This is a genomic window from Streptomyces sp. AK010 (assembly GCF_014207295.1).
GTDB classification, from domain to species: domain Bacteria; phylum Actinomycetota; class Actinomycetes; order Streptomycetales; family Streptomycetaceae; genus Streptomyces; species Streptomyces massasporeus.
Genome location: NZ_JACHCX010000002.1, coordinates 356,255 through 377,451, shown reverse-complemented (window position 1 = coordinate 377,451; position 21,197 = coordinate 356,255). Strand labels below are relative to the sequence as shown.

Here is a 21,197-nt window from a genome sequence, read left to right as displayed (position 1 = left end):
CAGAGAACACGGGATTACGCACATCTCCACCGTGCCACAACTCGATCTTTCTGCAAGGACCCCTAAGAAAGGACGTAACGCCGCCATGAACGCTTTCACCACCGCCGTAGCCGTCGGGTCGGAGGAGCCGCTCAGCCCCGGCTACGACGCGGCGACCAAGGACGACGCCGAGTTCAACAAGTACTTCCGGCACGGCTTCATCACCATCGACGACGTGCAGATGCACTACGTCATCGGAGGCGACGGCCCGCAGGTCATGGTGCTGCTGCACGGCTGGCCGCAGAGCTGGTACGAGTACCGCCCGATCATGCCCTCACTGCTGCCCGGCCGCACCGTCATCGCCATCGACCTGCCGGGCATGGGCGACTCGACCGGAAACCCGCCCTCCATGACCAAGACGGTCCTGGCCACGTACGTCCACAAGCTGCTCAACCACCTGGGCCACCACGAGAACGTACAGGTCGTCGGCCACGACTTCGGCCTCAACGTCGCCTACCCACTGGCCGCCCAGCACCGCGACCAGGTGGCGGGCTTGTTCCTCATGGACGGCGGCCTCGTCGGCAAGAACCTGAAGTTCGCCACCCTCGCATCGGTATCTTGGCACTTCTCCTTCTTCTTGCAGAATCCGCTCGCCGAGGAACTGGTCACCGGCCGGGTCGAAACCTTCCTCACCCACTTCTTCCAGAGTGTGAAGACCGCCGGCGAGAACGTCTCCGACGACGAACTCGCCGAGTTCGTCCGGGTGTTCTCCCGTCCCCAGGTCCTGCACGCCGGCTTCGAGCTCTACCGGACCCTGCCCCAGGACGAGGCCGACAACACCACACTCCAGGACACCCCGCTGACCATCCCGGTCCACATGATCACCCAGGCCGCCCTCGTCGACGTGTTCCTGCCGCCCATCCAGGACGCCGCCCCCCACGCCACCTCCGCCGTCGTCCCCGGCGCCGGACACTTCCTCGCCCACGAAGCACCCGACCGCGTCCTGGCCGAGATCAACGCCTTCTACCCCACCTCCACCCCCTGACCAAAAAGCACCACACGACCACACGACGTCCAAACCGACCGATGCCAGAACTCGCGCGGTCCCTGAACGGCGACCTCGAATGCCGACACACCGAGGCCAACGTAAACGGCGCCTGACGACGGCTCAGCCGGATCACACCTGCCGGCATCCGCGTAGGAATGGATCCGCACCCCGGTCGGGGAACACGTCGAGGTGCAGTCCGCGAGCGGTGGGACGGGCGTGGCGACCGCGCTCGTCCGCGGCGCACCGATCCTGCCGGCCCGGCCCGGCGAGCTGTCCGGTCCGTCCCTGGGCGTCACGCTGGAGGCGTGGGGTCCGGCGGGCGGGTCGGTCCGCGGGCCGACCGCCGAGCTGGAGATCACCCGACCGATGCCGTCCATGCCGCTGCGCTTCTGGAACGACGCAGGTGGCAGCCGTCACCACGACTCCTACTTCCCCGCCTACCCGGGAGTGCGGCGGCACGGCGACCGGGTCACCATGACCCAGCTCTCACAACGGGGGGTGGCGGGGTTCGTCGCGGAGCAGTTGGAGACAGGGGCGAGACACGAGGGCCTCTCACTGGTCACCGCGTCGGCCCCCGTACCTCCTCACATGGAAATTGCGCGGTTCAGGCGGACAAGGTATTCCGCGTCCGGCTGCACGCCGGCCCCGAAGCGTTCCCGGATCACGGCGAGCCCGAGGTCACGCCGCTTCGGTGATCGCGCCGCGTCGGCCGTCGCCAGTGCGTCCGGCAGCTCTTGACGGGTGAGATCCGTGCAGTAGGCGGGTGTGCCGGGCTGCTGCCGCCACGATTCCGCGAGCGGCCCCGCATCAAAGGCGTCGAACCCGGTGTCCTCCACGAGTGCCATGGCCAGGTCACGCTCGCGCGGACTGTCGGCCGCGACGGGGAGCGAGATGCGGTCCGCACTTCCCACCGGCTTGTTCCTGTGCGCGAACGACTCGGCTCCGATCGAGTTCCACGCCTTGACGATGGGCCGGCCCAACAGCTTTGCAACCCACACGCTCTCGGCCTGGCCGGCCTCGATCGCCGCGATTCCGTTGTCCCGATGCGGGAAGTAGTTCGACGTGTCGATGACCACCGTGTCAGCCGGAACCTTGGCGATCAGTGGTGCGACCTGCGAAATGCGGGCGAAGGGAATCGAGAGGACCACGGCGTCGACGTCCGCTACAGCTTCCGCCGCTGTCACCGCTCGTCCGCCCGAGGCCAGTACGTCCGCCTCGATCGTCTCCGGGCCGCGCGAATTGGCCGCCTTCACCTCGTGCCCGGCCGCGCTCAACCGCCTGGTCAACGTCTTGCCGATGTTCCCGGTGCCGAGAATGCCGATCTTCATGGTGAAACTCCTTGTCCGAAACGGAACCCCGGTTTCGGTGACCGGGGTTCCCGGGCTTGGTCCCTGCGGCGCGACCGGGGCTGCGGCCGACCGCGGACGCGGTGGTGTCAGTGGGTGCTGACGACCTTGCCGAAGTGAGCGCCGCTCTTCGTGCTCGTCGTGTGTGTTCGTGGTGTGCCGGCGTTGCCGCCCTCGTGCCGTCGCGTCCGCGAGAGTCGCGTCGGGCGACTCAGCGGTGGGCGGCGCGGTTCATCTCGACGACGTCATCGACGGTGCGGTCGGCCGGGAGGGCGGCGAAGCGTTCCGGGAGGCTGTCGCGGATGGCCGCGCCCTTGCCGCGGTCGGCCGCGGGAAGCTCGTCGAGGGGCAGTTCGGTGCAGTAGGCGGGGCTGTTCGGCTGCCGGCGCCAGGAGTCGGCCAGCATGCCGGCGTCGTGCCCGGTGTCGTCCACGAGCCGCATGGCCACACGCCGCGCCTCCTCAAAGTCGCCGGTGACGGAGATGGCGAGGCTGCCAGGCGTACCGGCCGGAACGCCCCGGATGCGCTCAGGAGGGCAGCGCGGTTGCGCTGGACGTCCGCGCGGGGCTTACGTCCCGGCTGTTCACCGGCGCTCATGCACCCTCCTGCCTGCCGTGATCCTGCGGCCGCATCAAAACGGATGCCACCTCCGCATATCTGCGAGAGTAAAACGGAGGCGGCGTCCGGTCAAACCGGCGGCCTGAGGAAGCGGAGCCCGGACAGCCCGGGGGCCCGCCTGTCTGGCCGCCGCAGCGTGCAGGACAAGAGCCGTGCGGAAGTGGGTGCGCGGGGTGCCGCGCCGCCGGACCCGACGGCTTCCGGCGTCCTGGACCGTGACCCGCATGCATCACCAGCGCCCCTGGCCCAATTCGGCACACAGGTCTCCAGCTTGTTCGGCCCCTCCCGCGCCGAGCCCGGCCCGGTCCCCCGGTTCCGGACGTCAGGGGGTGAGCTGCTGGTGCCCGATGACGGAGAGCAGTTCGAGTTTGTTGTGGCTCTCCGTGCCGGGACGCGTGGTCAGCACCACCAGGGTCTGGGCGCGGTTCTCGGTGAACAGGAGCTGGGCGTCAACATCGATGCGGCCGAGTTCGGGATGGAGGAGGGTCTTGCAGTCGTCGTAGCTCTGCGCGACTTCCTGGAGTTCCCACATGCGGACGAACTCGGGGCTGTACTCCTGGAGTTCGGCGAGGATCCGGGCGGCTCGGGGGGTGTCGCTGCCGGCGGTCAGCGCGGCGCGCAGGCGCGCTGCATGGGCGCGGCCGTGGTGTTCGTGGACCTCCTCGGGGTACACCAGACGCTCGGCCGGGTCCATGAACCAGCGGTAGTAGCCGCTACTGGCCAGACCGGTGTGGCGGGTCTGGTCGCCGAGCAGGGCGATGGCCAAGGAGTTCATCGCAAGGGTGTCGAGCAGGTCGGTCTGCACCAGGGCCGGGGAGTCGTCCAGGCGGTCCAGGACCCGCAGCAGGGTTGGACTGACATGCTCCGAGCGCAGGAAACGGGCCGGTGCGTTGTGACCGATGAGGGCGAAGAGATGGTCGCGTTCGTCCAGGGTCAGCCGCAATGCCCGGGCGAGAGCCGTGGTGATCTGGACCGAGGGCTGCGGGGCACGCTGCTGTTCCAGCCGGGCGTAGTAATCGGTGGACATGCCGGCGAGCTGGGCGACCTCCTCGCGGCGCAGACCCTGCGTACGCCTGCGCGGACCCTCGACCAGCCCGACATCGCGGGGGCGCAGCGCCTCACGCCGATGGCGCAGGAATTCCGCCAGTTCCTTCTTGTCCATGCCCCCCATCCTCGCCGCATCCCGCCCGGCTATCCAGAGACCGCCGATCCATGGCTAAGCCACTCCTCTCCCAGCCGCGCGAAGCCGCTCGTACGGCCGACGCCGAGGGCGCTCGCGGCGGGACGACCCGATGGTCACCTGTCCTGCATGACCCGCTGGGCAATTCGCCGGCTGTCGGCGGTACGGCGCAGGCCGTCGGTCCGGAAGACGGCCCGCCGCGACGGTCCCCCGTCGAGGACACCCAACGCTTCGACCGGCCCCGGGCCTCGTCGCCCGGCCCGGCCGATGGGACGAGGTTCGTCGTGTGACGGCTCTCGCGTGCTGTTGTTTCCCTTCGGAAACAACAGGTCGGTCAGCTGCCGGCGATCATGGCGAGGACGTCGTCGTAGGAGCCGGTGGCCACTGCGTCGCGGATGAACCTGGCACGCTCGACGACAATCTCCTTCGCGTCGGGCTTCTCGCGCAGCAGATCGAGGGCTTCGGTGAGGAAGTCGTCCAGCGGCATGGCGTGTTCGCTGTCCTGCTGGCCGAACAGGTTGGTTTGCACGCCCGGCGGGACCATCTCGATCACCTGGACGCCGGTGTCAGCGCCGGCGAGCTGGATGCGCAGGCTCTCGGAGAAGGAGTGCAGCGCGGCCTTGGTCGCACTGTAGGTCGGGGTGCTCTGATAGGGGACGAACGCCAGCGCTGAGGTGACGTTCATGACGACCGCGTCGTCCTTGCCCACCAGCAGCGGCAGGAAGGCGTACGTCATCCGGATCGTGCCGAGCAGATTGGTCGCGATGTGATCCTCGGAGACCTGGAGTCCGGCCGGGGCGAGGAGGTTCTCCCGCTGCATGATGCCGGCGTTGTTGACGAGGACGTTCAGTCCCGTGTGGTTCGCCGCCACGGTCTCCTGCCGCCGGTGATCAGGATCGTGTTGCCGGTGATCTTCATGAGGGTCCTGCTCCTTCGATACGGCGGGCCGGTGAGCGCCCGCAGCCTCGACCGTAGGAGCGCCCGCGCAGCGGCGGGAGAGGACGGCTTATCCATGGACCGGCGCTCCCTGGCTGAGCCGCAGACAACGCTCCTGCCCGGTCAGCGCCTCCAGAGCGGGCGTAGCGAGCCACCGGTAGGAGAACCCGGTGGCCAGGAACACAGCCTGTTGGAAGACGGTGAGCCAGGTGGCGTTCGCAGCGATGAACTCCCCCATCCCCGCGGTGAGATGGAGGCGCACGTTGTCCCAGACGAGCAGGATGGGCCCGCCGAGCTGGATGCGGGCCCGCACGACCAGGTCGCGCAGGTCTCGCCAGCCGAAGCCCTTCGGCTGGCCCAGGCGGCACCGGTACTCGCGTACCGCGTAGAACATCCGCGAGCGGCGGCCCGGCTGGTAGCAGACCATCCCTGCCATCGTCACCGGCCCGATCCTCGCCCGCGTACCCGCACCACGGGCGTGCAGCCCCTGCGGCCCCAGGTCCTGGAGCGCGGCGGCGTCAGCGACTGCCCGGCCTCGTCCTGGAAGACGATCCAGGCACCGGGAGCCGCCGCCGCGGTGCTTTTACCCGCGGCCAGACGTCCTTCTTCCACAACTCGACCGCCGCGTCGTCGCGTTCGATGGCCCGGCGGGCGGGCTGCTGCCACGACCAGCCGTGCCGTCTCAGGAGCCGCCACATGCCTGGAGCGTGTACGAGACGTGGAACATGCGACTGATGAGCGTCTCCACCCCGGGCCAGTGTCCACCGCTGATCTGCCCAGCCGTGCGCCAACGGCCCACGCTGCAACGGGGCCTTTCTCATATCTTATAAGATGCAACGCCTGTTAGGCTGAGCGGGCCCGATGCGGGATGTCAAGGGGTGGGGAAGGTCCGGAAGGGAACGGTCAGGGGGCTATGGCAGGACAGAACCTGTTCTTCAGCAAGAGCGACCTCGCCTACGCGGAACTCCGCGATCGGATCCTCTCCGGCACTCTTCCCGCCGGGTCACGGCTCGCCCAGTACGACCTCGCCGAGTCCCTCAACATGAGCATCACGCCCCTGCGCGAGGCCATCCGCCGCCTCAGCAGCGAGGGACTCGTCACCGTCGAAACCCACCGCGACGTCCGGGTCTCCGTCATGAACTCGAACGAAGCCCGCCAGCTCTTCGAGGTCCGCCTGTCCCTGGACCCGACCGCCGCCGAACTTGCCGCCCATCGCCGCACCGACGACGACATCGCCACCATGCAGGCCGCCGTCGACAAACTTCTCCCCGTCACCCGCCAATGGGGGGAAGAGGCGCTCACGGCCCACCGCGCCTTCCACCAGGCGCTGTACCGGGCCTCGCACAACGGCGTCCTCATCCGTCTCCTGGACGACCTGTGGGACAAGTCCGACCGCTACCGTCGCCTCGTCCTCGAACTCCCGCCCGGTGACGAACCCCGCACCCGGGACCTACAGGAACACCACCAACTCGTCTCCCTCATCGTGGACGGCCGCGCCGCCGAAGCCGCCCAGCTGATGCGAGGCCACATCACCCACAGCCTCACAGCCACCGCCATCAGCGCCCTCGAAGACCGCGAGGGCATCCGCGTGACGTGACGCGCGGCGACCGGCGCCGTCGTATGCACGGGGGGAGGACTGATGGAAATGCGCGTGAGCTGGAGTATTTCCTGGCAGTCGTCGACTCCAGCGGCTTCAAGTCCCGCAGTAACACCTGGGCCCTCATATGGTGTTTGGCGGTCTGCCTGCAGCCACGCTGACGGACAGCACGTGTGGTCACAAGCGAGTGGGGATCCGCTTCCACGCGTCATTGCACTGCCGACGCCGGAACAACCATCGCAGCCCCGGTCCCACAGTCCGTACCGATCCTTCACGCCGCGCCATCGTGCACCGTCCGGATCCGCCGAGGCATTCCGACAATCAACTGTCACCCGGGACCAGGTCTCCGGCATTCCCGCTTCTCGCCCTCGGCAACAACGGCTCCAGCCGAGCCCACCGCCCCGTTGGGCACATCACGCCCCACAATCGGTGATCATCGTCCGCCCAAGATCTACCTTCGCAACACGTCCCAGCTACCGCACCAGCGGCAAGTGAGCTCCGGCCTGCGCGCATCGCAAGAAGCCTCGGCCTCCAGGAACAAGGGACGACGTGCCGTGCCGGACGCCGGCGAGACAGCGCTCAGTGGCCCCACAAGCTGACGCATGGAGCAGAACGGTCCGATCGCCCTTGACCTCCGCCCCCCAGAACGCCCATCAATCATTCGCTACAGGCCACAGAAGCTGCAGCTCAGAGGCACTCCGGTTCGCCGGCCCGCTCTCCTGCATCCATACAGAGGACAGTCGCTGGCGCGCATCCGCTAGGCTGTCCCTGGTCGGCCGTTGGTACGTCGCACTGTCTGCTCAGGTGACTGTGCGGAGAGCGTCGCACTACGTCTGACCAGCGGGCTTGTGCTCCTCGTCGAAGATCCACGCCCTGGATTTTCAACAAGGTTTTCTACAAGCCCCTGCCTTCGTAGCTCAGGGGATAGAGCACCGCTCTCCTAAAGCGGGTGTCGCAGGTTCGAATCCTGCCGGGGGCACAGAGAGAAGGGCACCTACGGACGCTCGTAGGTGCCCTTCGGGATCTATGGCCGACGGCCCGCTTGCCAGAGGCTCAGGCGGCGTGCGGGGTGAAGGTGACATGCGAGTCGCCTTCGTCGATGGTCAGGTTCAGCGTGCCGTCCAGGGCCTTGGCCAAGCGCCGCAGCAGCGGGAGAGTCGGTACGGTGTCACCGCCCTCCATCCGGGAGACCTGGGGCTGAGTCATCCCGGCCCGCTCTGCCAGCTCCGCCTGGGACAGGCCGAGTTCGATCCGACGGCTGTAGACCGCCTGTCCGAGATCGCCGGCCAGCCGCGCGTCGACGTACTCCTGGTCGTACTCCACCGCCTCACCCGCGAGCTGCCGGGTCCGGCGCGTCCTCCACGTGCTGTGATTCATCAGCTCTCCTTGCGCCGCTCGTACGTGTGCTGGGCATGGCCATGCTCGGCTTCGCAGATCTTCTGGGCCTGATGCGCACGCTCTACTTCCGCCGCTTCACGCATCCTCGTCTTACGGAAGACCGTCAGCAGCACGATCCGTTGTCCGGGCGCGAGCCAGTACGGGATGCGTACTGCTTCGCCGTCCAACTCGAAGCGGAGTTCACGTAGCTTGCCACCCAGGTGCCGCGAGTACGGCTCGCCGAGGGTCGTCGGCTCGTCCAGCAGTCGGTCCGTCTTGTCCTCGACCCGTCGGTAGAGGCGGAACGGAAGCAGCTCCAGCCAATCCCGTACCTCGGGTTCGATCTCGATCTCCCACCGCTCCGTCATGCAATCAACGGTATATACCTCCAAATGCATAACGCAAGCCCGCCACGGACCTCGGAGCTGCACCGCTCCAGGCCGCGCTGCCACCTCCACCCGCCCGAAAAGGTCGCTGCCTCCAGTCGGTCCAGAACGGATTCGGCACACAGGAGGTCGGGAAGCCTCGCGAACACGCGAGAACTGCCGAGTCGAGTTTCCCCAGGCCAGACGGCTAGCAGCAGACGTTTGCGCAGGTCACAGCCCCGCCCAAGGAAAACTCCTAAAGCGGGTGTCGCAGGTTCGAATCCTGCCGGGGGTACAGCGAAATACCTGGTCAGAGGCTGCATCGGCCCTCCATGGACACCATGGAGGGTCTTTTGCATGCCCGTTGGGAACATTCCGAGAACGGAACAATGGGGCATTTATGCGCCTTTGCGTTGACCGGAAAGCCGCACACGTTTTCAACGGATTCACGCCGTGGCCGCGACCGCCCTGACTGCATCGTGCCCGATCATCACGGATGAGGTCTGCAGCATCCGAGCCACCCGGGTGTTGAAGGATGCCGGCGTTGGACTCCTCGTCGACTGCGAGGCGGGCGAATCCCTGGCCGAGATGGACTGCGGGCCACATCAGGAGCACGCCGAAGGGCACTTCGCCGGGGATGGCGACGCGATCCAGCACGCAGCACAGCAGGATTGAATAAGTCCAGATATAATAAGCGCACCTATCCATACAGAGGTGCGCAGTGGACAAACCCGTCGAGATGTTCGACCGCGACTTCGAGTGGGCCGAGCTGACCCGCTTCGCCGCCCTGCCCGGCCCGCGCGCCACCCTCGGCGTGGTCTCCGGTCGCCGCCGCCAGGGCAAGACCTTCCTCCTGGACGCCGTCACACGGGCAAGCGGTGGATTCATGTTCACCGCCACCGAGACCACCGAGGCCGACGCCCTGCGCCAGTTCGGCGAAGCCCTCGCCCGCCACCGCGACCAGCCCACTCCATTCCGCTTCGCCCACTGGGACGAGGCCGTCACCGAGCTCATGCGCATCGCCGACAGGGGCGGCCCCACCGTAGCGGTCATCGACGAGTTCCCCTTCCTCGCCAAGGCCTCCCCCGCCCTCCCCTCGATCATCCAGCGCGCCCTCGACCCCGCCGCCCAGCACACCAACACCCCCGTACGGCTTCTGCTGTGCGGCTCCGCCCTGTCCTTCATGGGCGGGCTCCTCGCCGGCAACGCCCCGCTGCGCGGCCGCGCCGGCCTGGAACTCGTCGTCCCCACCCTGGACTTCCGCCTCGCCGCCGAGTTCTGGGAGATCACCGACCCGCGCACCGCACTGCTCACCCACGCCATCGTCGGCGGCACCCCCGCCTACCGCCGCGAGTTCACTCAGGGCGACATCCCCGCCGGACCCGACGACTTCGACGCCTGGGTCACCCGCGCCGTCCTCAATCCCGCCCGTCCACTCTTCCGCGAGGCCCGCTACCTACTCGCAGAGGAACCCGAACTCCACGACACCGCGCTCTACCACTCCGTCCTGGCCGCCATCGCCGCCGGAAACACCGCACGCGGCGGCATCGCCGACTACCTCGGCCGCAAGTCCACCGACCTCGCCCACCCGCTCAGCGTCCTCCAGGACGTCGGCATGATCACCCATGAGGCCGACGCCTTCCGCCGTAACCGCTCCGCCTACCGCATCGCCGAACCCCTCATCGCCTTCTACCACTCGGTCATGCGCCCCGCCTGGGGCGATCTGGAACGCCCCGGACGCGCCCCCGCCGTCTGGCGCCGCGCCCAGTCCACGTTCCGCAGCAAGGTCGTCGGCCCGCACTTCGAACAGGTCTGCCGCGAATGGGCCCGCTGGCACGCGTCCGCCCCAACCCACGGGGGGCAGGTCACAAGGGTCGCCAGCGGTACCGTCAACGATCCTGCCGCGAAGACCAGCCACGAAGTCGACGTCGCGGTCCATGGCGAGACCGACAGCGGCCGCGAAGCCCTGCTCGCCATCGGCGAAGCCAAATGGAACGACGTCATGGGAAACGGCCACCTCGAACGTCTCCAGCACATCCGTGCTCTCCTCACCGCACGCGGTACCGCCACCGACGTCACCCGGCTCCAGTGCTACAGCGGCGCCGGTTTCACCGACGAATTGCGCCACCTCGCCGAGAACGACCCCACCATCCAGCTGATTGATCCGACGCGCCTCTACCACGGCGACTGACCCGGTCGCGGCACCGCCCCTGCGCCCCCCCTCAAAGCACCGGCGGTGCTCAAGGGAACCCGACTGGGCAACGGACCTGTGTAGACGCTTCTACGACCCGCCAAGACCAATTCCCGAGACCTCCATTGGGAACCTGCTGGGAACAGCAGGACCAAGAAGCCCCATGAAGGATCACGAAAGATCACTGCCCCAGCCGCCCTCAGTAGCTTGCTGACCTGCGTAAACGGAGAAACATCAAGCCTGCGGAGGACGGATCAGTAAACGTATGATCATGCTCCTAAAGCGGGTGCCGCAGGTTCGAATCCTGCCGGGGGCACAACGCGTTACCGCTCTGACCTGGTCTTTCTCCCCCAGGGAGGGCTCTACTCGGCCTCGGACTCCTCGTCCGGGGTCGTTTGCGTGAGCGGGAGGACGTCACCGTAGCAGTGGGCCGGAGGCTCGGCGGGACGACAGGCCATAGACACCTGGCACCCACTCGTGTCCCGGCGTGCTCAGGAGGACCACGCCGCGAGGAGTTCCGCCGGGCCGTACGCGGCGTCGAGCCCTGCGCAGTCGGTCCCGCTGCGCGAGATGGCGATCACAGGCACGGGTGCAGGCGTGAGCGCGGCGCGGTGCCGGTGCAGCGCCGCGAGATCGTGCCGGTCGAACGGGGAGCTCTCCAGCCACTTCACCGAGCCGACGAACAACAGCTCCTTGGCGATCGGCGCGCGGTCCGCTCCCACGACGTCGATCTCCACATCGTTGGTACGGGTCCAGTAGCCGCCGATGGCGGGGGCGGCGGGGAGGTTCGCGTCGGGCAGCAGCCGTGCCAACGCCTCGCGCACCAAAGGTTCAATGGCCCTGCCACGCCAGCTGGTCCAGTTTTCACGGATGCGCTGCAGTGTCAGGTCACCCCGGCCCCGCTCGATCTCCTCCATCGCCGGGCCCAGGAGCTTCAGCCAGAAGCGGAGGTAGGGATCCGCGACCCGGTAGCGACGATCCTTCGAAGGCCGCGTGGACACGGGAAGCTCCGCCGTGATCACCCGCTTGTCCGCAAGGATCCCCAGCGACCGCTGTAGCGGGGTCGCCCCGATCCCGCCGGCGGCGCGGGCAATATTGGAGAACGTCCGCTCACCGCTGCCGATCGCCGAGAGGACGGTGCGGGCTTGGACCTGCTGGGGGAACTCTGCAGCAAGCGAGCGCTCCGCCGATACCAGCAAGGGTTCGATCTCGCTCTCCCAGCTCCCCGTCATGCGATCAACGGTATTTACCTCCACATGCATAGCGCAGGCCGCCACGAACCTCGGAAGCTGCACTGTCCCTCCACACCGCCAAGGGAAACGACGTCTGAAGCGGGTGTCGCAGGTTCGAATCCTGCCGCGATGGACAGGTGGATCAGCCAGCCGACGAAGGCGTTGGTCGAGCCGAGGAGTCCGGCGACCATGGTGATCATCGCGGTGTCCGTCATGGGCCTCGGCACCGACTTCCAGATGCCCGTCCCGACCCCGCCGACCAGCCCGGCGGCAGCACCCCATGCCGCATGGACCGGGATGGCGGCCGCGCCCGGGGATACCTGCGTCGTCGTTGTCATGGTGAGCACCCCTCTCGCATTCGGTGATGTCTTCTTCGGCTCCGACGCTATGGCCGTCGGCGCCGCGCGTATGTGAGGGCGCTTACGTACGCGTTGGGGGATCACCGCCCGCGCGTATGTGAGGGCGCTTACGTACGCGTTCGGGGATCACCGCCCGTCAGGGTGATTTCACGGCGGTCAGCAGGGAGTAGCCGAGGGTGCCGTCGGCCACGGCGGTGCGTGCCGCGTTCAGGACGGCCGGCGCCGCGTCCACGTCGACGCCCGCTTCGGCGAGCCTGGCCGGTGCGGTGATGCGCAGCAGGTTCAACCGTGCCTCGATCTGGTCGATCATGCGGAGCATGGCCGCATCGTGGCGCTCGATGGTGATGGTGCGCAGCCCGGCATCGTCCAGGATGTCGGCGTATTCCGCCAAGGGGCGGGCGTCGGCGACGCAGGCGATCCGGGCACCGAGACCGCTCAGCTCGGGAGGAAGCCGGTCCGGGGCTGCGGTGACGTCGGTGATGCCGACACGGCCCCCGGGGCGCAGGACGCGGGCGAACTCGGCGGCGGCCTGCGCCTTGTCGGGGAAGGTGCACAGGGCGCATTCGCACACCACCGCGTCGAAGACCCCCTGCTCGTAGGGCAGGCGCTCGGCGTCGCCGGTGGTGAAGACGGCCCGGTCGGCCAGCCCCGCGGCCTCGGCGGCCCCCTGGGCGAGGGCCGTGTTGGCCGGCGCGTAGTCGACGCCGTCCGCCCTCACGCCGTAGGCGTCGGCGAGCAGGAGCGCGGTGGTGCCGCGGCCCGAGGCGACATCGAGGACCCGCCTGCCAGGGGCAAGCCCGAGACGGTCGGCGAGGCGGCGGGTCAGGGCGGTGCCTCCGGGGTGGTAGGAGTCGCCGAGGAGCATCGCCACGATGTCCTTGGAGTAGGCGTCGGCGCAGCAGGACTTGATCTCCTCATGGGTCACAGCCGGTGCTCCTCGGCCTCGGTGCGGGTGGTCTTCGAGCCGTAGGGGGTGGCCGTCAGCCGGCCGGCGAGGGGCTGGGCGTTCGGCACCACATCAGCGACCGGGACGCCGGACATCTGCGCGCGGACCTGTTCCCGGTAGCCGACGGAGTTGTAGGCGCAGAACGGGATGAGGCGGCCGTCGGGGGTGATCTCCTCGACGCAGCACTTCATCAGCTGCTTGACGTTGAGGGTGTAGGGGTCCTGGAAGTCCTGCACGACGATCATGAACGCCTTGTCGTTCAAATCCCTCACCGCCTGCGGCAGGTCAAGGCCGCAGGCGTCCGCGCAGTCCAGGGCCTCGGCAGTGGCCCGCAGCTTCTCCTCGGTCGTCTCCGTCCCCATGAACGCCGAGGCCGACCACAGCTTCTCCAGAGCCTCGCGGATGCCTGCGTCAGGCATGACCCGGTTGGTGACGTAGTCGAGGTAGTCCTCCACGTTCAGCAGCCGCGGGATCGGTAGCACGGTGCGGTTGCCGGGTTCCCCATCCACCAGAAGGTAGGTGATGGAGCGGCAGGTCGGAAAACAGCACGGCACGGGGAAGAAGTCACCCTTGGTGAACCAGTTCGGCCGCTGGGCGTTGATGAGCTGGATGACGTCGGGGTTGGTGAGCCGGTTCAGCGGGTCGAACTCCACGTGCCGGCCGGAGTGCGTGACGGGCTGGAAGGCCACGGACCGTACGGCCGGGTGGTCGATGCCGTACTCGATGATCTTCCCGAGTTCGTGCTCGTTCAGACCGCGTTCGACGGCGGCGACCAGGGTGACGGTCAGGCGCTGCTCGGCACAGTTGTCCAGCGCCTTCTGCTTGATCGTGCGCAGGTCCCGGCCTCGGATCTCCAGATGGGTGCGCTCGTCGAAGCCGTCGAACTGCAGGTAGACGTTCACCGACTTCCCCGGCACCTGGTTGCGTTTGCCGAGCTCGGCGACGAAGTTCCTGTCGGTGGCCAGGCGGATGCCGTTGGTGTTCAGATTGACGTTCTTGATGGGGCGGGCCTGGGCGAAGTCGATGAAGTCGAGGATGTGCTTGTGGATGGTGGGTTCCCCGCCTGAGAACATCACCACCTCTGCCTCCCCCTCCGAGGCCACGAAGGCGTCCAGCATCCGCTCGCACTGCTCGTGGGTGATCGAGTAGCCGTCCGGCTGGTGTCCGGAGTCGGCGAAGCAGATGGGACAGTCCAGGTTGCAGCCGGTGTTGACCTCGATGATGCCCAGGCAGGCGTGCTGCTTGTGCTCCGGACACAGCCCGCAGTCGGACGGGCAGCCGTCCTTCACCTCGGTCTGGAAGATGAGCGGGATGGTGCCGGGCTTGTTGAAACGGGCCGAAGCCAGGTACTCCTCGGCGTCCCCGTACACAAGTGCCTCGAACTCGCCGTGGTCGCGGCACCGTTTGCGTAGATACACCTTGTTGTCGCGGATGTTGACCTGTGCGTCGACCGGTGTCTTGCACATCGGGCAGATGGACTTGGTGAACTCCACGAACACCTCGTCCCGGTCCTGCTTGGCCCGGGGCCCCGTATGGGGGGTCCCCTCTGCCTGTACGGGCTGTGGTCCCTCACGTGCCGTCATCGGGGGCGTCCCTTCCCTGCGTGGTGTTCTCCGTCGCCACTGTGGTGTGCGGTATGGCCGGCCGGGCGCTGCGGGCTCCGCGCAGCAGCAGAGCCGCGTACAGCAGGAGGAGCGCGTCCTGTGCCAGTACGAACCAGGAGAGCCGCTGGGACAGGTAGACGCCGAAGCAGCCGCAGTTGTCGACCGTCAGGCCCCGGGCGAACGCCTGCACCGCCAGCGTGCTCCAGATCAAGGAAACGCCGGTGAACACCCACACCGGGGCGATGGCCGTCGAGCGCGGCCGGGCCAGGAACCACGCTCCGCACACCAGCTCACCGGCGATCAGCACCACGGCGAGCCCGGTCGCCGCGCGGCCGTCCACCAGTCGGTACGCGCCGAGGATGCCGGGCATGGCGTCGAAGGAGGCGAGTTGCCCGGCCGCCATCGCCGCGTAGAGCGCTCCCAGCACCAGTCGCAGCACCATACCGACACGCTACGGGCGAAGACGACCTCCGTTGTGTAACGGCGCTCACCGAAGCCGGAAGCTGCCGAACCCTGCCCGGACGGGCCGGCTCTCGCTCGCCCGGGTGCCATGGGAGGCGGGCCCCGTCACGGAGGGCCGCCGCGCTTCACCGGGCGGCGTCCCCTCGCCCGGAGAGGCAGAAGTGGCTTCTGGTGACGGAGTCGACCGGCAGTACACCCAAGACCACGCCCCACGCCCCCCGGTTCGTCCATGGCATCCCTGCTCCAAGAACCGGAAATCCGGGCCGGACGCGGCACCGGCTGCCCGAGGCAGGACCACCATCGCCGACGGTGTCGTGGCGAAGATCGTCGGCATGGCCCCCGCGAAGTCCCCGGCATCCACGCCCTGGGCGGCGGAATGCCCGCACCGTGGGCGCGGCACGCGACATGGTCCCCGGCAAAGGTACCGGCGTCACCCGCGGGGTGAAAGTCGACGTCGGTGAGCGGCAGAGCGCCATCGACCTCTCCTTCGTCAAGGACTACGGGTACGCCCTCACCGATGTCGCCGCCGGTGTCCGCGAGAACGTCATCGCCGCCGTAGAACGGATGACCGGACTCGAAGTCGTGGAGGTCGGCATCGCCGTCAACGACGTCCACCTGCCGGACGAAGAGGGCGACCACGAGGACACCGAAGGCGAGTGCGGTAGACCAGCCGCCCGGCGTTTCCGCCGTCTCCTGGCGCGTGGCACCGTGCGCGCCTGATGGCGTGCTCTACCGGTGGGCTTTACGTTCGGCTTCCTTCTTGATCGCGGCGAGCGATGCGGCGACCGTGGCCTCCCAGCGGTCGGCCACCTTTGTGCCCCACCAGGTTCCGGCCCGCCAGAGGTCCGTGCCGAGTTCTCCTTCGTACACCAGCCGGGTGCCGCCCGCTTGCTCGGTCAGGAGGAAGGCTTCGGCCACGTGCGGGACCGGGCCGCGCACCAGGCGGAAGTCGACCCTCTCGGGCGGGGTGAACCGGACTGTCTCCACCGTCGTCGCCGTCAGTCTGCCGCCCGCCACCGGGGTGAAGTGGGCGGCCAGGACCATGTCGCTGCCCCGCTCCAGCACCCGCACCTTCTCCCGCATAGCCCGGGTGGTCCGCCCCAGATACGGCTGGGCGATCAGCTCGAAGACCACGTCCCGAGGCGCCCGGATGTCCACGGTCCGCGGCCCGAGCCGGCGCGTGCGCCGGCCTACACCCACGTCCACCGGCAGCGCCCCGCTGACCAGCCCCAGATACCCGGTCACCGCACCGCAGCCTGCCGCTGCCACGACGGCCAGCCGCCCCAGCCATGCCATAGTCCACGTCCTTCCTCACCCGTCCCCGGCTGCTGTGCTCACCAGCGACACTACGGCTGGTGAGCCCCGCGATCGGTGAGCGCGCTCACGTTCGCACCCCCGGGCGAGCCGCCTGCGTCCGTAACGCCTCACCGGCGCCATGGCCGGGCATCGCCGCCGGTCGGTGAGCGCGCTCACGTACTCGCCCCGGACTACGGTGGCGGCACATCGCCTGCCTGATCCAGGAAAGGGTTGGGGATACGTGCATGTATCCGATCTCACCGACAGCCGTGCCGCCACCGACGCTCTCCTGCACGAGCTGAAGGCCGGCCGCTGGCGGCCCCGGGCCATCGCCCGCTTCCTGGCCATAGCGGCCGACCGGTCGCTCACCCAGGCGGCGCTTCGTCCACAGGCACTCGGACAGCTCACCGCACTGCACGGTGCCCTGTTCGCCGCCGCCTCCGCCCGCCGCGGCAGGAGATGGGTGGCGGCAAGCTGGACCCTCAGCGTCCTCCACCTCGGACTGCTGGAACACCGCGACCGCCTGGCGCTCGCCGACGTGCTCACCCTGATCCGCGCCAACCTGCCCGCGCTTCCCGCGGGCAGTGGGCGCTGGTCCGGTCTGACGGCGCTCGCCCTGGATGTGGCCGACGGCCGCATCGCCCGCACGCAGGGCACGGTGACTCCGTTCGGGGATTACGCCGACACCTTCGCCGACGCCGCGTTCTGGACCTGGCTCACCGTGCGCCACGAACCCCACCGCGTCGCCCGGGCGGCTGCCATCGGCGCCTGGGTCCTGCCCGTCGTCGCCGTCACCGCCACCGGCGTACACCGCGGCCGGATGCCCGAGCGGCCCCGCCCCGCCCTGCTCCGGCCGGCCGCCGCGATGCAGATCCTCCTCGCCGTACGCCACCTCAAGCGCCACCTCCCGACCGGGTAAAGCGCCCTGTCCATGGCGTCGACAGCCCCACAGAGCCGCCGCATACTGAAGGCAGGGGCGTCGAGGCCGGGCCCCGGGCCCGGGAGGTGCCGCACATGGACTGGTGGCTGTGGGTCGTCATCGCCCTGGCGGTCGTGGCACTGTGCGCCGTGTCGCTGCTCGGGGTGCAGGCACGTCGTCGCGGCGGCGGGGTCATCGCGGGGGGCGAGCACCACCCGCACGGCAGGAAGAAGCCGGGACCGTGACCGGCTACGTGCGGGCGAGTGAGATCGCCAAACTGCCGGTGGTCACTCTGGGCGGCGAGGATGTCGCCCAGGTCAAGGACATCGTTTTCGACGCCGTCAGTGGCAGCGTGCGCTGTTTCACCCTCAGTGGTCGGGGTCTGCTCTCGGGCCCGCTCAAGCGGGACCTGCTGTGGAACAAGGTGCACGCACTGGGGCCCGACGCGGTGATGATCCGCGACGAGAGCGCCCTCGCCGACGACGACGCGGCGGCCAAGGACTCCAAGGCGTCCGGCGGCGGCAACGTCATCGGCTCCCGGGTGATGACCGAAGGCGGCACCGACCTCGGCAAGATCGTCGACGTCGTCATCGAGGCCGGGCGAAGACCGGCCGTGGCCGGATACGAAGTCGAATCCGCCACCCAGGGCCGCCGGCACCTCCTGCTGCCGGTGATCAAACCCGTGGCCATCTCCGGCGAGATGGTCCTCGTGCCGGAGGCGACCGGCGAGTTCACCGCCGGTGACCTGGCCGGGTTCCCCGAAGCAGCCCACGGCCTGCGCACCCGCCTCGAACAGGAGACGTGATGCTGTTCAGCCAGGTCAAGGGCCATAACGTCATCGCCCTGACCACCGCCGAATCCCTGGCCACCGTCATCGGCTTCGCCGTCGTCCCTGCACCCGCCCGCATCGCCGCGCTCCGGGTCAAGACCCGCGGCCCCGGCACTCAGGTGGCCTGGAACGACGTGCACTCCTTCGGCCCCGACGCGGTCACCGTCCGCACACCCGACGAGATCCGGGGCGACCAGGACACCACCGCCCCCACCGACAAGCACCACGACCCCATCGGCAAACGCCTCCTGACCGAAACCGGACAGGACCTGGGCACCCTCGACGACATCGACTTCGACGAAGCCACCGGACACATCAGACGCCTGATCATGGCCGGCCAGGACATCCCCGGCGAACGTCTCCTGGGCGCCGGCACCTACGCCATCGTCGTCGCCGCCCCGTAGGACCCGGGGGCGGCGACGCCGCCTCGCCGACGACCAGTCGTCGAGGGTCGGCTCAATCGCCGGACCTCTGCCCCCGGCCCGGCGCCTGGGCCGCCCGCGCGGCCTCGGCCTCGGCCTTCGCGTCCTGGTCCCCGTGGAGGCGCTGCCCGCCGAGGCCCGCGAGCGCCTGGTTCGGCTGTGGCTCGGGCCGGGCGGGCACTTCGTCGCCCATCCGGTCGCGTCCGGCGCGTACCTCAGCTACGCCGCGACCGTGCCGCTGCCCTCCGACGCCCCGCCCCGCGAGTCCTGGTCGCGGCCCGGTGACCGGACGAGCTGCGGGCGGTCCTCGGCTCCTGGACGGGCCTGGCCGCCGACATCGTCGCGGCCGTGGCGACGACCCACCAGTGGGCGCTGCACGACCGGCCGCCGCTGCGGACCTGGTCCACCGACCGCATCACGCTGCTCGGCGACGCGGCCCACCCCATGCTCCCGTTCATGGCGCAGGGGGCCAACCAGGCGATCGAGGACGCGATGGACCTGGCCGCCTGCCTGGCCGACGCGCCGGCCGGGGCGGTCCCCGAGCGTCTGGCCCACTACGAGGCGCTGCGCGTCCCGCGCACCGCCGAGGTCCAGTGCGGCTCCCGCGGCAACGCGGGCCTCCTGCACCTCCCGGACGGCCCTGCCCAGCGCCGCCGGGACGCCCAGATGGCGGTCCACGCGGCCCTGCGCGACCGTGCGGCGCTGTACGCCCACGAGACGGGCCGCAGCGTGGTTCCGGCTTGATCCATCCGGAAACTCATCGAAACATTCGATGTGCGGAACCCTGCCCTCCGCACGCGAAGGACAGGCGGCGGAAAGGAACGTGAACTCGCGTGTCCTATGACCACCCCTTGAACAGCGGGAATCCACCACAACCGGCTCCGGTCCGATCCCGAACATTTCGCAATGACCGCCGAAACTCTTGACAGTTGACAGGGCCCGGCCAACACTCCCGGATGACAGAGCTCCCCCATCGACCCACCCCACGAGGACGAGGAGGAAGCACCCCCATGAAGAAGTCATCCGGCCGTTTCCGGCTGCTCATCAGCAGCACCTGCACCATGCTGCTGGTCGCGGCGGCGGCCCTCACCATGCCGGGCACCGCCCACGCCGACACCGTCGTCACCACGAACCAGACGGGCACCAACAACGGCTACTACTACTCGTTCTGGACGGACGCGCCGGGCACGGTCTCCATGACCCTGTCCTCCGGCGGCAGTTACAGCACGTCCTGGCGGAACACCGGGAACTTCGTCGCCGGCAAGGGCTGGAGCACCGGCGCCCGCCGCACCGTGACGTACTCGGGCTCGTTCAACCCGTCCGGCAACGCCTACCTGACCCTCTACGGCTGGACGGCGAACCCGCTCGTCGAGTACTACATCGTCGACAACTGGGGAACCTACCGGCCCACGGGCACGTACAAGGGCACGGTCACCAGCGACGGCGGCACGTACGACATCTACAAGACGACGCGGTACAACGCCCCGTCCGTCGAGGGCACGAAGACCTTCGACCAGTACTGGAGCGTGCGGCAGTCGAAGCGGACGGGCGGCACCATCACGGCCGGCAACCACTTCGACGCCTGGGCCCGGGCCGGGATGCCCCTGGGCAGCTTCAAGTACTACATGATCATGGCGACGGAGGGTTACCAGAGCAGCGGCAGCTCCAACATCAGGGTGGGCTCGTGACGGCGAAACGCGCGCTGACCGTCCTCGCGGCCGCCTCGGCCGCCGCGGCCCTCACGGTCACGGCCACCACGACCTCAGCGGCCGCCCCGGCCCGGGCCGCCGCCTGCGGGGCCGGCTACGTCGGACTCACCTTCGACGACGGCCCGTCCGGCACCACGACGAAGCTGCTCGACGCACTCCGGCAGAACGGCCTGCGGGCCACCATGTTCAACCAGGGCCAGTACGCGGCCGCCAACCCGTCCCTGGTCCGGGCCCAGGTGGCGGCCGGCATGTGGGTCGCCAACCACAGCTACACCCATCCGCACCTGACCCGGCTGAGCCAGGCGCAGATCGACTCCGAGATCTCCCGCACCCAGCAGGCCATCGCGGGCGCGGGAGGCGGCACACCGAAACTGTTCCGCCCGCCGTACGGCGAGACGAACGCGACGGTGAAGTCGGTCGCGGCCCGGTACGGCCTGGCCGAGATCATCTGGCACGTCGACTCGCAGGACTGGAACGGCGCGAGCACCGACGCGATCGTCCAGTCCGTCGCCCGCCTCACCAACGGCCAGATCATCCTCATGCACGACTGGCCGGCCAACACCCTGGCAGCCGTCCCCCGCATCGCCCAGACCCTGGCATCCCGAGGCCTGTGCGCGGGCACGGTCTCCCCCCGGACGGGCCGTGCGGTGGCCCCCTGACCACCCGTGGCGGGGCGGGCGCCCCCCCCCCCCCCCCCCCGGGGGGGGGGGGGGGGCGGGCCCGGGGGGGCGGGGGGGGGGGGCGGGGGGCCCCTTGGGGATGTGGTCAAGCGGGGCAGTGCC

At 69.0% G+C, this 21,197-nt stretch carries 25 protein-coding genes, 1 tRNA gene and 2 pseudogenes; 14 read left to right on the top strand and 14 right to left on the bottom strand.

Annotation, left to right across the window (positions count from 1 at the left end; genetic code table 11):
* Positions 1 to 85 precede the first annotated feature (85 nt).
* Positions 86 to 1,024 (top strand): alpha/beta fold hydrolase, encoded by a 939-nt coding sequence (locus HDC93_RS05025; RefSeq protein ID WP_185007534.1) that lies wholly within the window; start codon positions 86 to 88, stop codon positions 1,022 to 1,024.
* A 587-nt stretch (positions 1,025 to 1,611) separates the two neighbouring features.
* On the opposite strand, the gene HDC93_RS05020 is transcribed toward HDC93_RS05025, so the two are convergent.
* The 6 genes from HDC93_RS05020 to HDC93_RS04995 all read right to left on the bottom strand — a co-directional run bounded on the left by HDC93_RS05020 (position 1,612) and on the right by HDC93_RS04995 (position 5,928).
* On the bottom strand, positions 1,612 to 2,355 hold the full coding sequence (locus HDC93_RS05020; protein WP_185007532.1) for an NADPH-dependent F420 reductase: 744 nt from the start codon (positions 2,353 to 2,355) through the stop codon (positions 1,612 to 1,614).
* Between the two features lie 229 nt (positions 2,356 to 2,584).
* Positions 2,585 to 2,821 (bottom strand): hypothetical protein, encoded by a 237-nt coding sequence (locus tag HDC93_RS05015; protein WP_260419412.1) that lies wholly within the window; start codon positions 2,819 to 2,821, stop codon positions 2,585 to 2,587.
* A 492-nt stretch (positions 2,822 to 3,313) separates the two neighbouring features.
* Complete coding sequence (locus HDC93_RS05010; protein WP_185007530.1) at positions 3,314 to 4,153, bottom strand: helix-turn-helix transcriptional regulator; 840 nt, start codon at positions 4,151 to 4,153, stop codon at positions 3,314 to 3,316.
* A 352-nt stretch (positions 4,154 to 4,505) separates the two neighbouring features.
* Positions 4,506 to 5,042 (bottom strand): SDR family NAD(P)-dependent oxidoreductase, encoded by a 537-nt coding sequence (locus tag HDC93_RS05005; RefSeq protein ID WP_185007528.1) that lies wholly within the window; start codon positions 5,040 to 5,042, stop codon positions 4,506 to 4,508.
* Between the two features lie 135 nt (positions 5,043 to 5,177).
* Positions 5,178 to 5,543 carry a hypothetical protein gene (locus HDC93_RS05000; protein WP_260419439.1) on the bottom strand — a complete coding sequence of 122 codons (366 nt, stop codon included), beginning with the start codon at positions 5,541 to 5,543 and terminating at the stop codon, positions 5,178 to 5,180.
* 82 nt (positions 5,544 to 5,625) lie between these two features.
* On the bottom strand, positions 5,626 to 5,928 hold the full coding sequence (locus tag HDC93_RS04995; RefSeq protein ID WP_398983828.1) for a winged helix-turn-helix domain-containing protein: 303 nt from the start codon (positions 5,926 to 5,928) through the stop codon (positions 5,626 to 5,628).
* A 92-nt stretch (positions 5,929 to 6,020) separates the two neighbouring features.
* Here HDC93_RS04995 and HDC93_RS04990 point away from each other — a divergent pair, with 92 nt between their 5' ends.
* Positions 6,021 to 6,704 (top strand): GntR family transcriptional regulator, encoded by a 684-nt coding sequence (locus HDC93_RS04990; protein ID WP_185007522.1) that lies wholly within the window; start codon positions 6,021 to 6,023, stop codon positions 6,702 to 6,704.
* A 906-nt stretch (positions 6,705 to 7,610) separates the two neighbouring features.
* A tRNA-Arg gene (locus tag HDC93_RS04985) sits at positions 7,611 to 7,683 on the top strand.
* A gap of 74 nt (positions 7,684 to 7,757) precedes the next feature.
* On the opposite strand, the gene HDC93_RS04980 is transcribed toward HDC93_RS04985, so the two are convergent.
* A complete protein-coding gene (locus HDC93_RS04980; RefSeq protein ID WP_185007520.1) occupies positions 7,758 to 8,081 on the bottom strand; it encodes a helix-turn-helix domain-containing protein in 324 nt (107 codons plus the stop codon).
* Positions 8,081 to 8,449, bottom strand: coding sequence for a type II toxin-antitoxin system RelE/ParE family toxin (locus tag HDC93_RS04975; RefSeq protein WP_185007518.1), 369 nt, complete (start codon positions 8,447 to 8,449; stop codon positions 8,081 to 8,083). Before HDC93_RS04975 ends, HDC93_RS04980 begins: the two co-directional genes overlap by 1 nt.
* A 450-nt stretch (positions 8,450 to 8,899) precedes the next feature.
* Between HDC93_RS04975 and HDC93_RS04970 the strand changes: the two genes are divergently transcribed.
* Positions 8,900 to 9,121 (top strand): hypothetical protein, encoded by a 222-nt coding sequence (locus HDC93_RS04970; RefSeq protein WP_185007516.1) that lies wholly within the window; start codon positions 8,900 to 8,902, stop codon positions 9,119 to 9,121.
* 64 nt (positions 9,122 to 9,185) lie between these two features.
* Positions 9,186 to 10,637, top strand: coding sequence for an ATP-binding protein (locus HDC93_RS04965; RefSeq protein ID WP_221516305.1), 1,452 nt, complete (start codon positions 9,186 to 9,188; stop codon positions 10,635 to 10,637).
* Positions 10,638 to 11,128: 491 nt separating this feature from the next.
* On the opposite strand, the pseudogene HDC93_RS04960 reads toward HDC93_RS04965, so the two are convergent.
* Positions 11,129 to 11,845, bottom strand: a pseudogene (locus HDC93_RS04960) (DUF234 domain-containing protein); the annotation flags it as partial.
* A gap of 213 nt (positions 11,846 to 12,058) precedes the next feature.
* On the opposite strand from HDC93_RS04960, the gene HDC93_RS04955 reads away from it, so the two are divergent.
* Positions 12,059 to 12,283 carry a hypothetical protein gene (locus tag HDC93_RS04955; RefSeq protein WP_185007512.1) on the top strand — a complete coding sequence of 75 codons (225 nt, stop codon included), beginning with the start codon at positions 12,059 to 12,061 and terminating at the stop codon, positions 12,281 to 12,283.
* An 81-nt stretch (positions 12,284 to 12,364) separates the two neighbouring features.
* On the opposite strand, the gene HDC93_RS04950 is transcribed toward HDC93_RS04955, so the two are convergent.
* From HDC93_RS04950 to HDC93_RS04940, 3 genes are read right to left on the bottom strand one after another with little or no spacing between them, the layout of a single operon-like run.
* Positions 12,365 to 13,153 (bottom strand): methyltransferase domain-containing protein, encoded by a 789-nt coding sequence (locus HDC93_RS04950; RefSeq protein WP_311774489.1) that lies wholly within the window; start codon positions 13,151 to 13,153, stop codon positions 12,365 to 12,367.
* On the bottom strand, positions 13,150 to 14,757 hold the full coding sequence (locus tag HDC93_RS04945) for a radical SAM protein (RefSeq protein ID WP_221516230.1): 1,608 nt from the start codon (positions 14,755 to 14,757) through the stop codon (positions 13,150 to 13,152). Before HDC93_RS04945 ends, HDC93_RS04950 begins: the two co-directional genes overlap by 4 nt.
* Positions 14,744 to 15,220 (bottom strand): MauE/DoxX family redox-associated membrane protein, encoded by a 477-nt coding sequence (locus HDC93_RS04940; RefSeq protein WP_185007510.1) that lies wholly within the window; start codon positions 15,218 to 15,220, stop codon positions 14,744 to 14,746. Before HDC93_RS04940 ends, HDC93_RS04945 begins: the two co-directional genes overlap by 14 nt.
* A gap of 181 nt (positions 15,221 to 15,401) precedes the next feature.
* On the opposite strand from HDC93_RS04940, the pseudogene HDC93_RS04935 reads away from it, so the two are divergent.
* Positions 15,402 to 15,960, top strand: a pseudogene (locus HDC93_RS04935) (Asp23/Gls24 family envelope stress response protein).
* Positions 15,961 to 15,969: 9 nt separating this feature from the next.
* Here HDC93_RS04935 and HDC93_RS04930 read toward each other — a convergent pair.
* Complete coding sequence (locus HDC93_RS04930) at positions 15,970 to 16,536, bottom strand: SRPBCC family protein (protein WP_185007508.1); 567 nt, start codon at positions 16,534 to 16,536, stop codon at positions 15,970 to 15,972.
* A gap of 241 nt (positions 16,537 to 16,777) precedes the next feature.
* Between HDC93_RS04930 and HDC93_RS04925 the strand changes: the two genes are divergently transcribed.
* The 4 genes from HDC93_RS04925 to HDC93_RS04910 all read left to right on the top strand — a co-directional run bounded on the left by HDC93_RS04925 (position 16,778) and on the right by HDC93_RS04910 (position 18,688).
* Positions 16,778 to 17,455 carry a CDP-alcohol phosphatidyltransferase family protein gene (locus HDC93_RS04925; protein WP_311774488.1) on the top strand — a complete coding sequence of 226 codons (678 nt, stop codon included), beginning with the start codon at positions 16,778 to 16,780 and terminating at the stop codon, positions 17,453 to 17,455.
* Between the two features lie 95 nt (positions 17,456 to 17,550).
* Positions 17,551 to 17,700 carry a hypothetical protein gene (locus HDC93_RS04920; protein WP_185007504.1) on the top strand — a complete coding sequence of 50 codons (150 nt, stop codon included), beginning with the start codon at positions 17,551 to 17,553 and terminating at the stop codon, positions 17,698 to 17,700.
* Positions 17,697 to 18,260, top strand: coding sequence for a PRC-barrel domain-containing protein (locus tag HDC93_RS39230; RefSeq protein WP_185007503.1), 564 nt, complete (start codon positions 17,697 to 17,699; stop codon positions 18,258 to 18,260). Before HDC93_RS04920 ends, HDC93_RS39230 begins: the two co-directional genes overlap by 4 nt.
* Complete coding sequence (locus HDC93_RS04910) at positions 18,260 to 18,688, top strand: PRC-barrel domain-containing protein (protein ID WP_185007501.1); 429 nt, start codon at positions 18,260 to 18,262, stop codon at positions 18,686 to 18,688. Before HDC93_RS39230 ends, HDC93_RS04910 begins: the two co-directional genes overlap by 1 nt.
* Positions 18,689 to 18,740: 52 nt before the next feature.
* On the opposite strand, the gene HDC93_RS38145 is transcribed toward HDC93_RS04910, so the two are convergent.
* Positions 18,741 to 18,899, bottom strand: a complete 159-nt coding sequence (locus HDC93_RS38145; RefSeq protein ID WP_260419411.1) for a hypothetical protein — start codon at positions 18,897 to 18,899, stop codon at positions 18,741 to 18,743.
* Positions 18,900 to 19,054: 155 nt separating this feature from the next.
* Here HDC93_RS38145 and HDC93_RS38140 point away from each other — a divergent pair, with 155 nt between their 5' ends.
* The 3 genes from HDC93_RS38140 (at position 19,055) to HDC93_RS04895 (ending at position 21,074) form a co-directional block, all read left to right on the top strand.
* Entirely contained in the window at positions 19,055 to 19,450 is a 396-nt protein-coding gene (locus HDC93_RS38140) for an FAD-dependent monooxygenase (RefSeq protein WP_311774487.1), read from the top strand.
* A gap of 266 nt (positions 19,451 to 19,716) precedes the next feature.
* Positions 19,717 to 20,394: a glycoside hydrolase family 11 protein gene (locus HDC93_RS04900; protein WP_185007499.1), complete on the top strand. Its 678-nt coding sequence runs from the start codon at positions 19,717 to 19,719 to the stop codon at positions 20,392 to 20,394.
* Complete coding sequence (locus HDC93_RS04895; protein ID WP_185007496.1) at positions 20,391 to 21,074, top strand: polysaccharide deacetylase family protein; 684 nt, start codon at positions 20,391 to 20,393, stop codon at positions 21,072 to 21,074. Before HDC93_RS04900 ends, HDC93_RS04895 begins: the two co-directional genes overlap by 4 nt.
* Positions 21,075 to 21,197 lie beyond the last annotated feature (123 nt).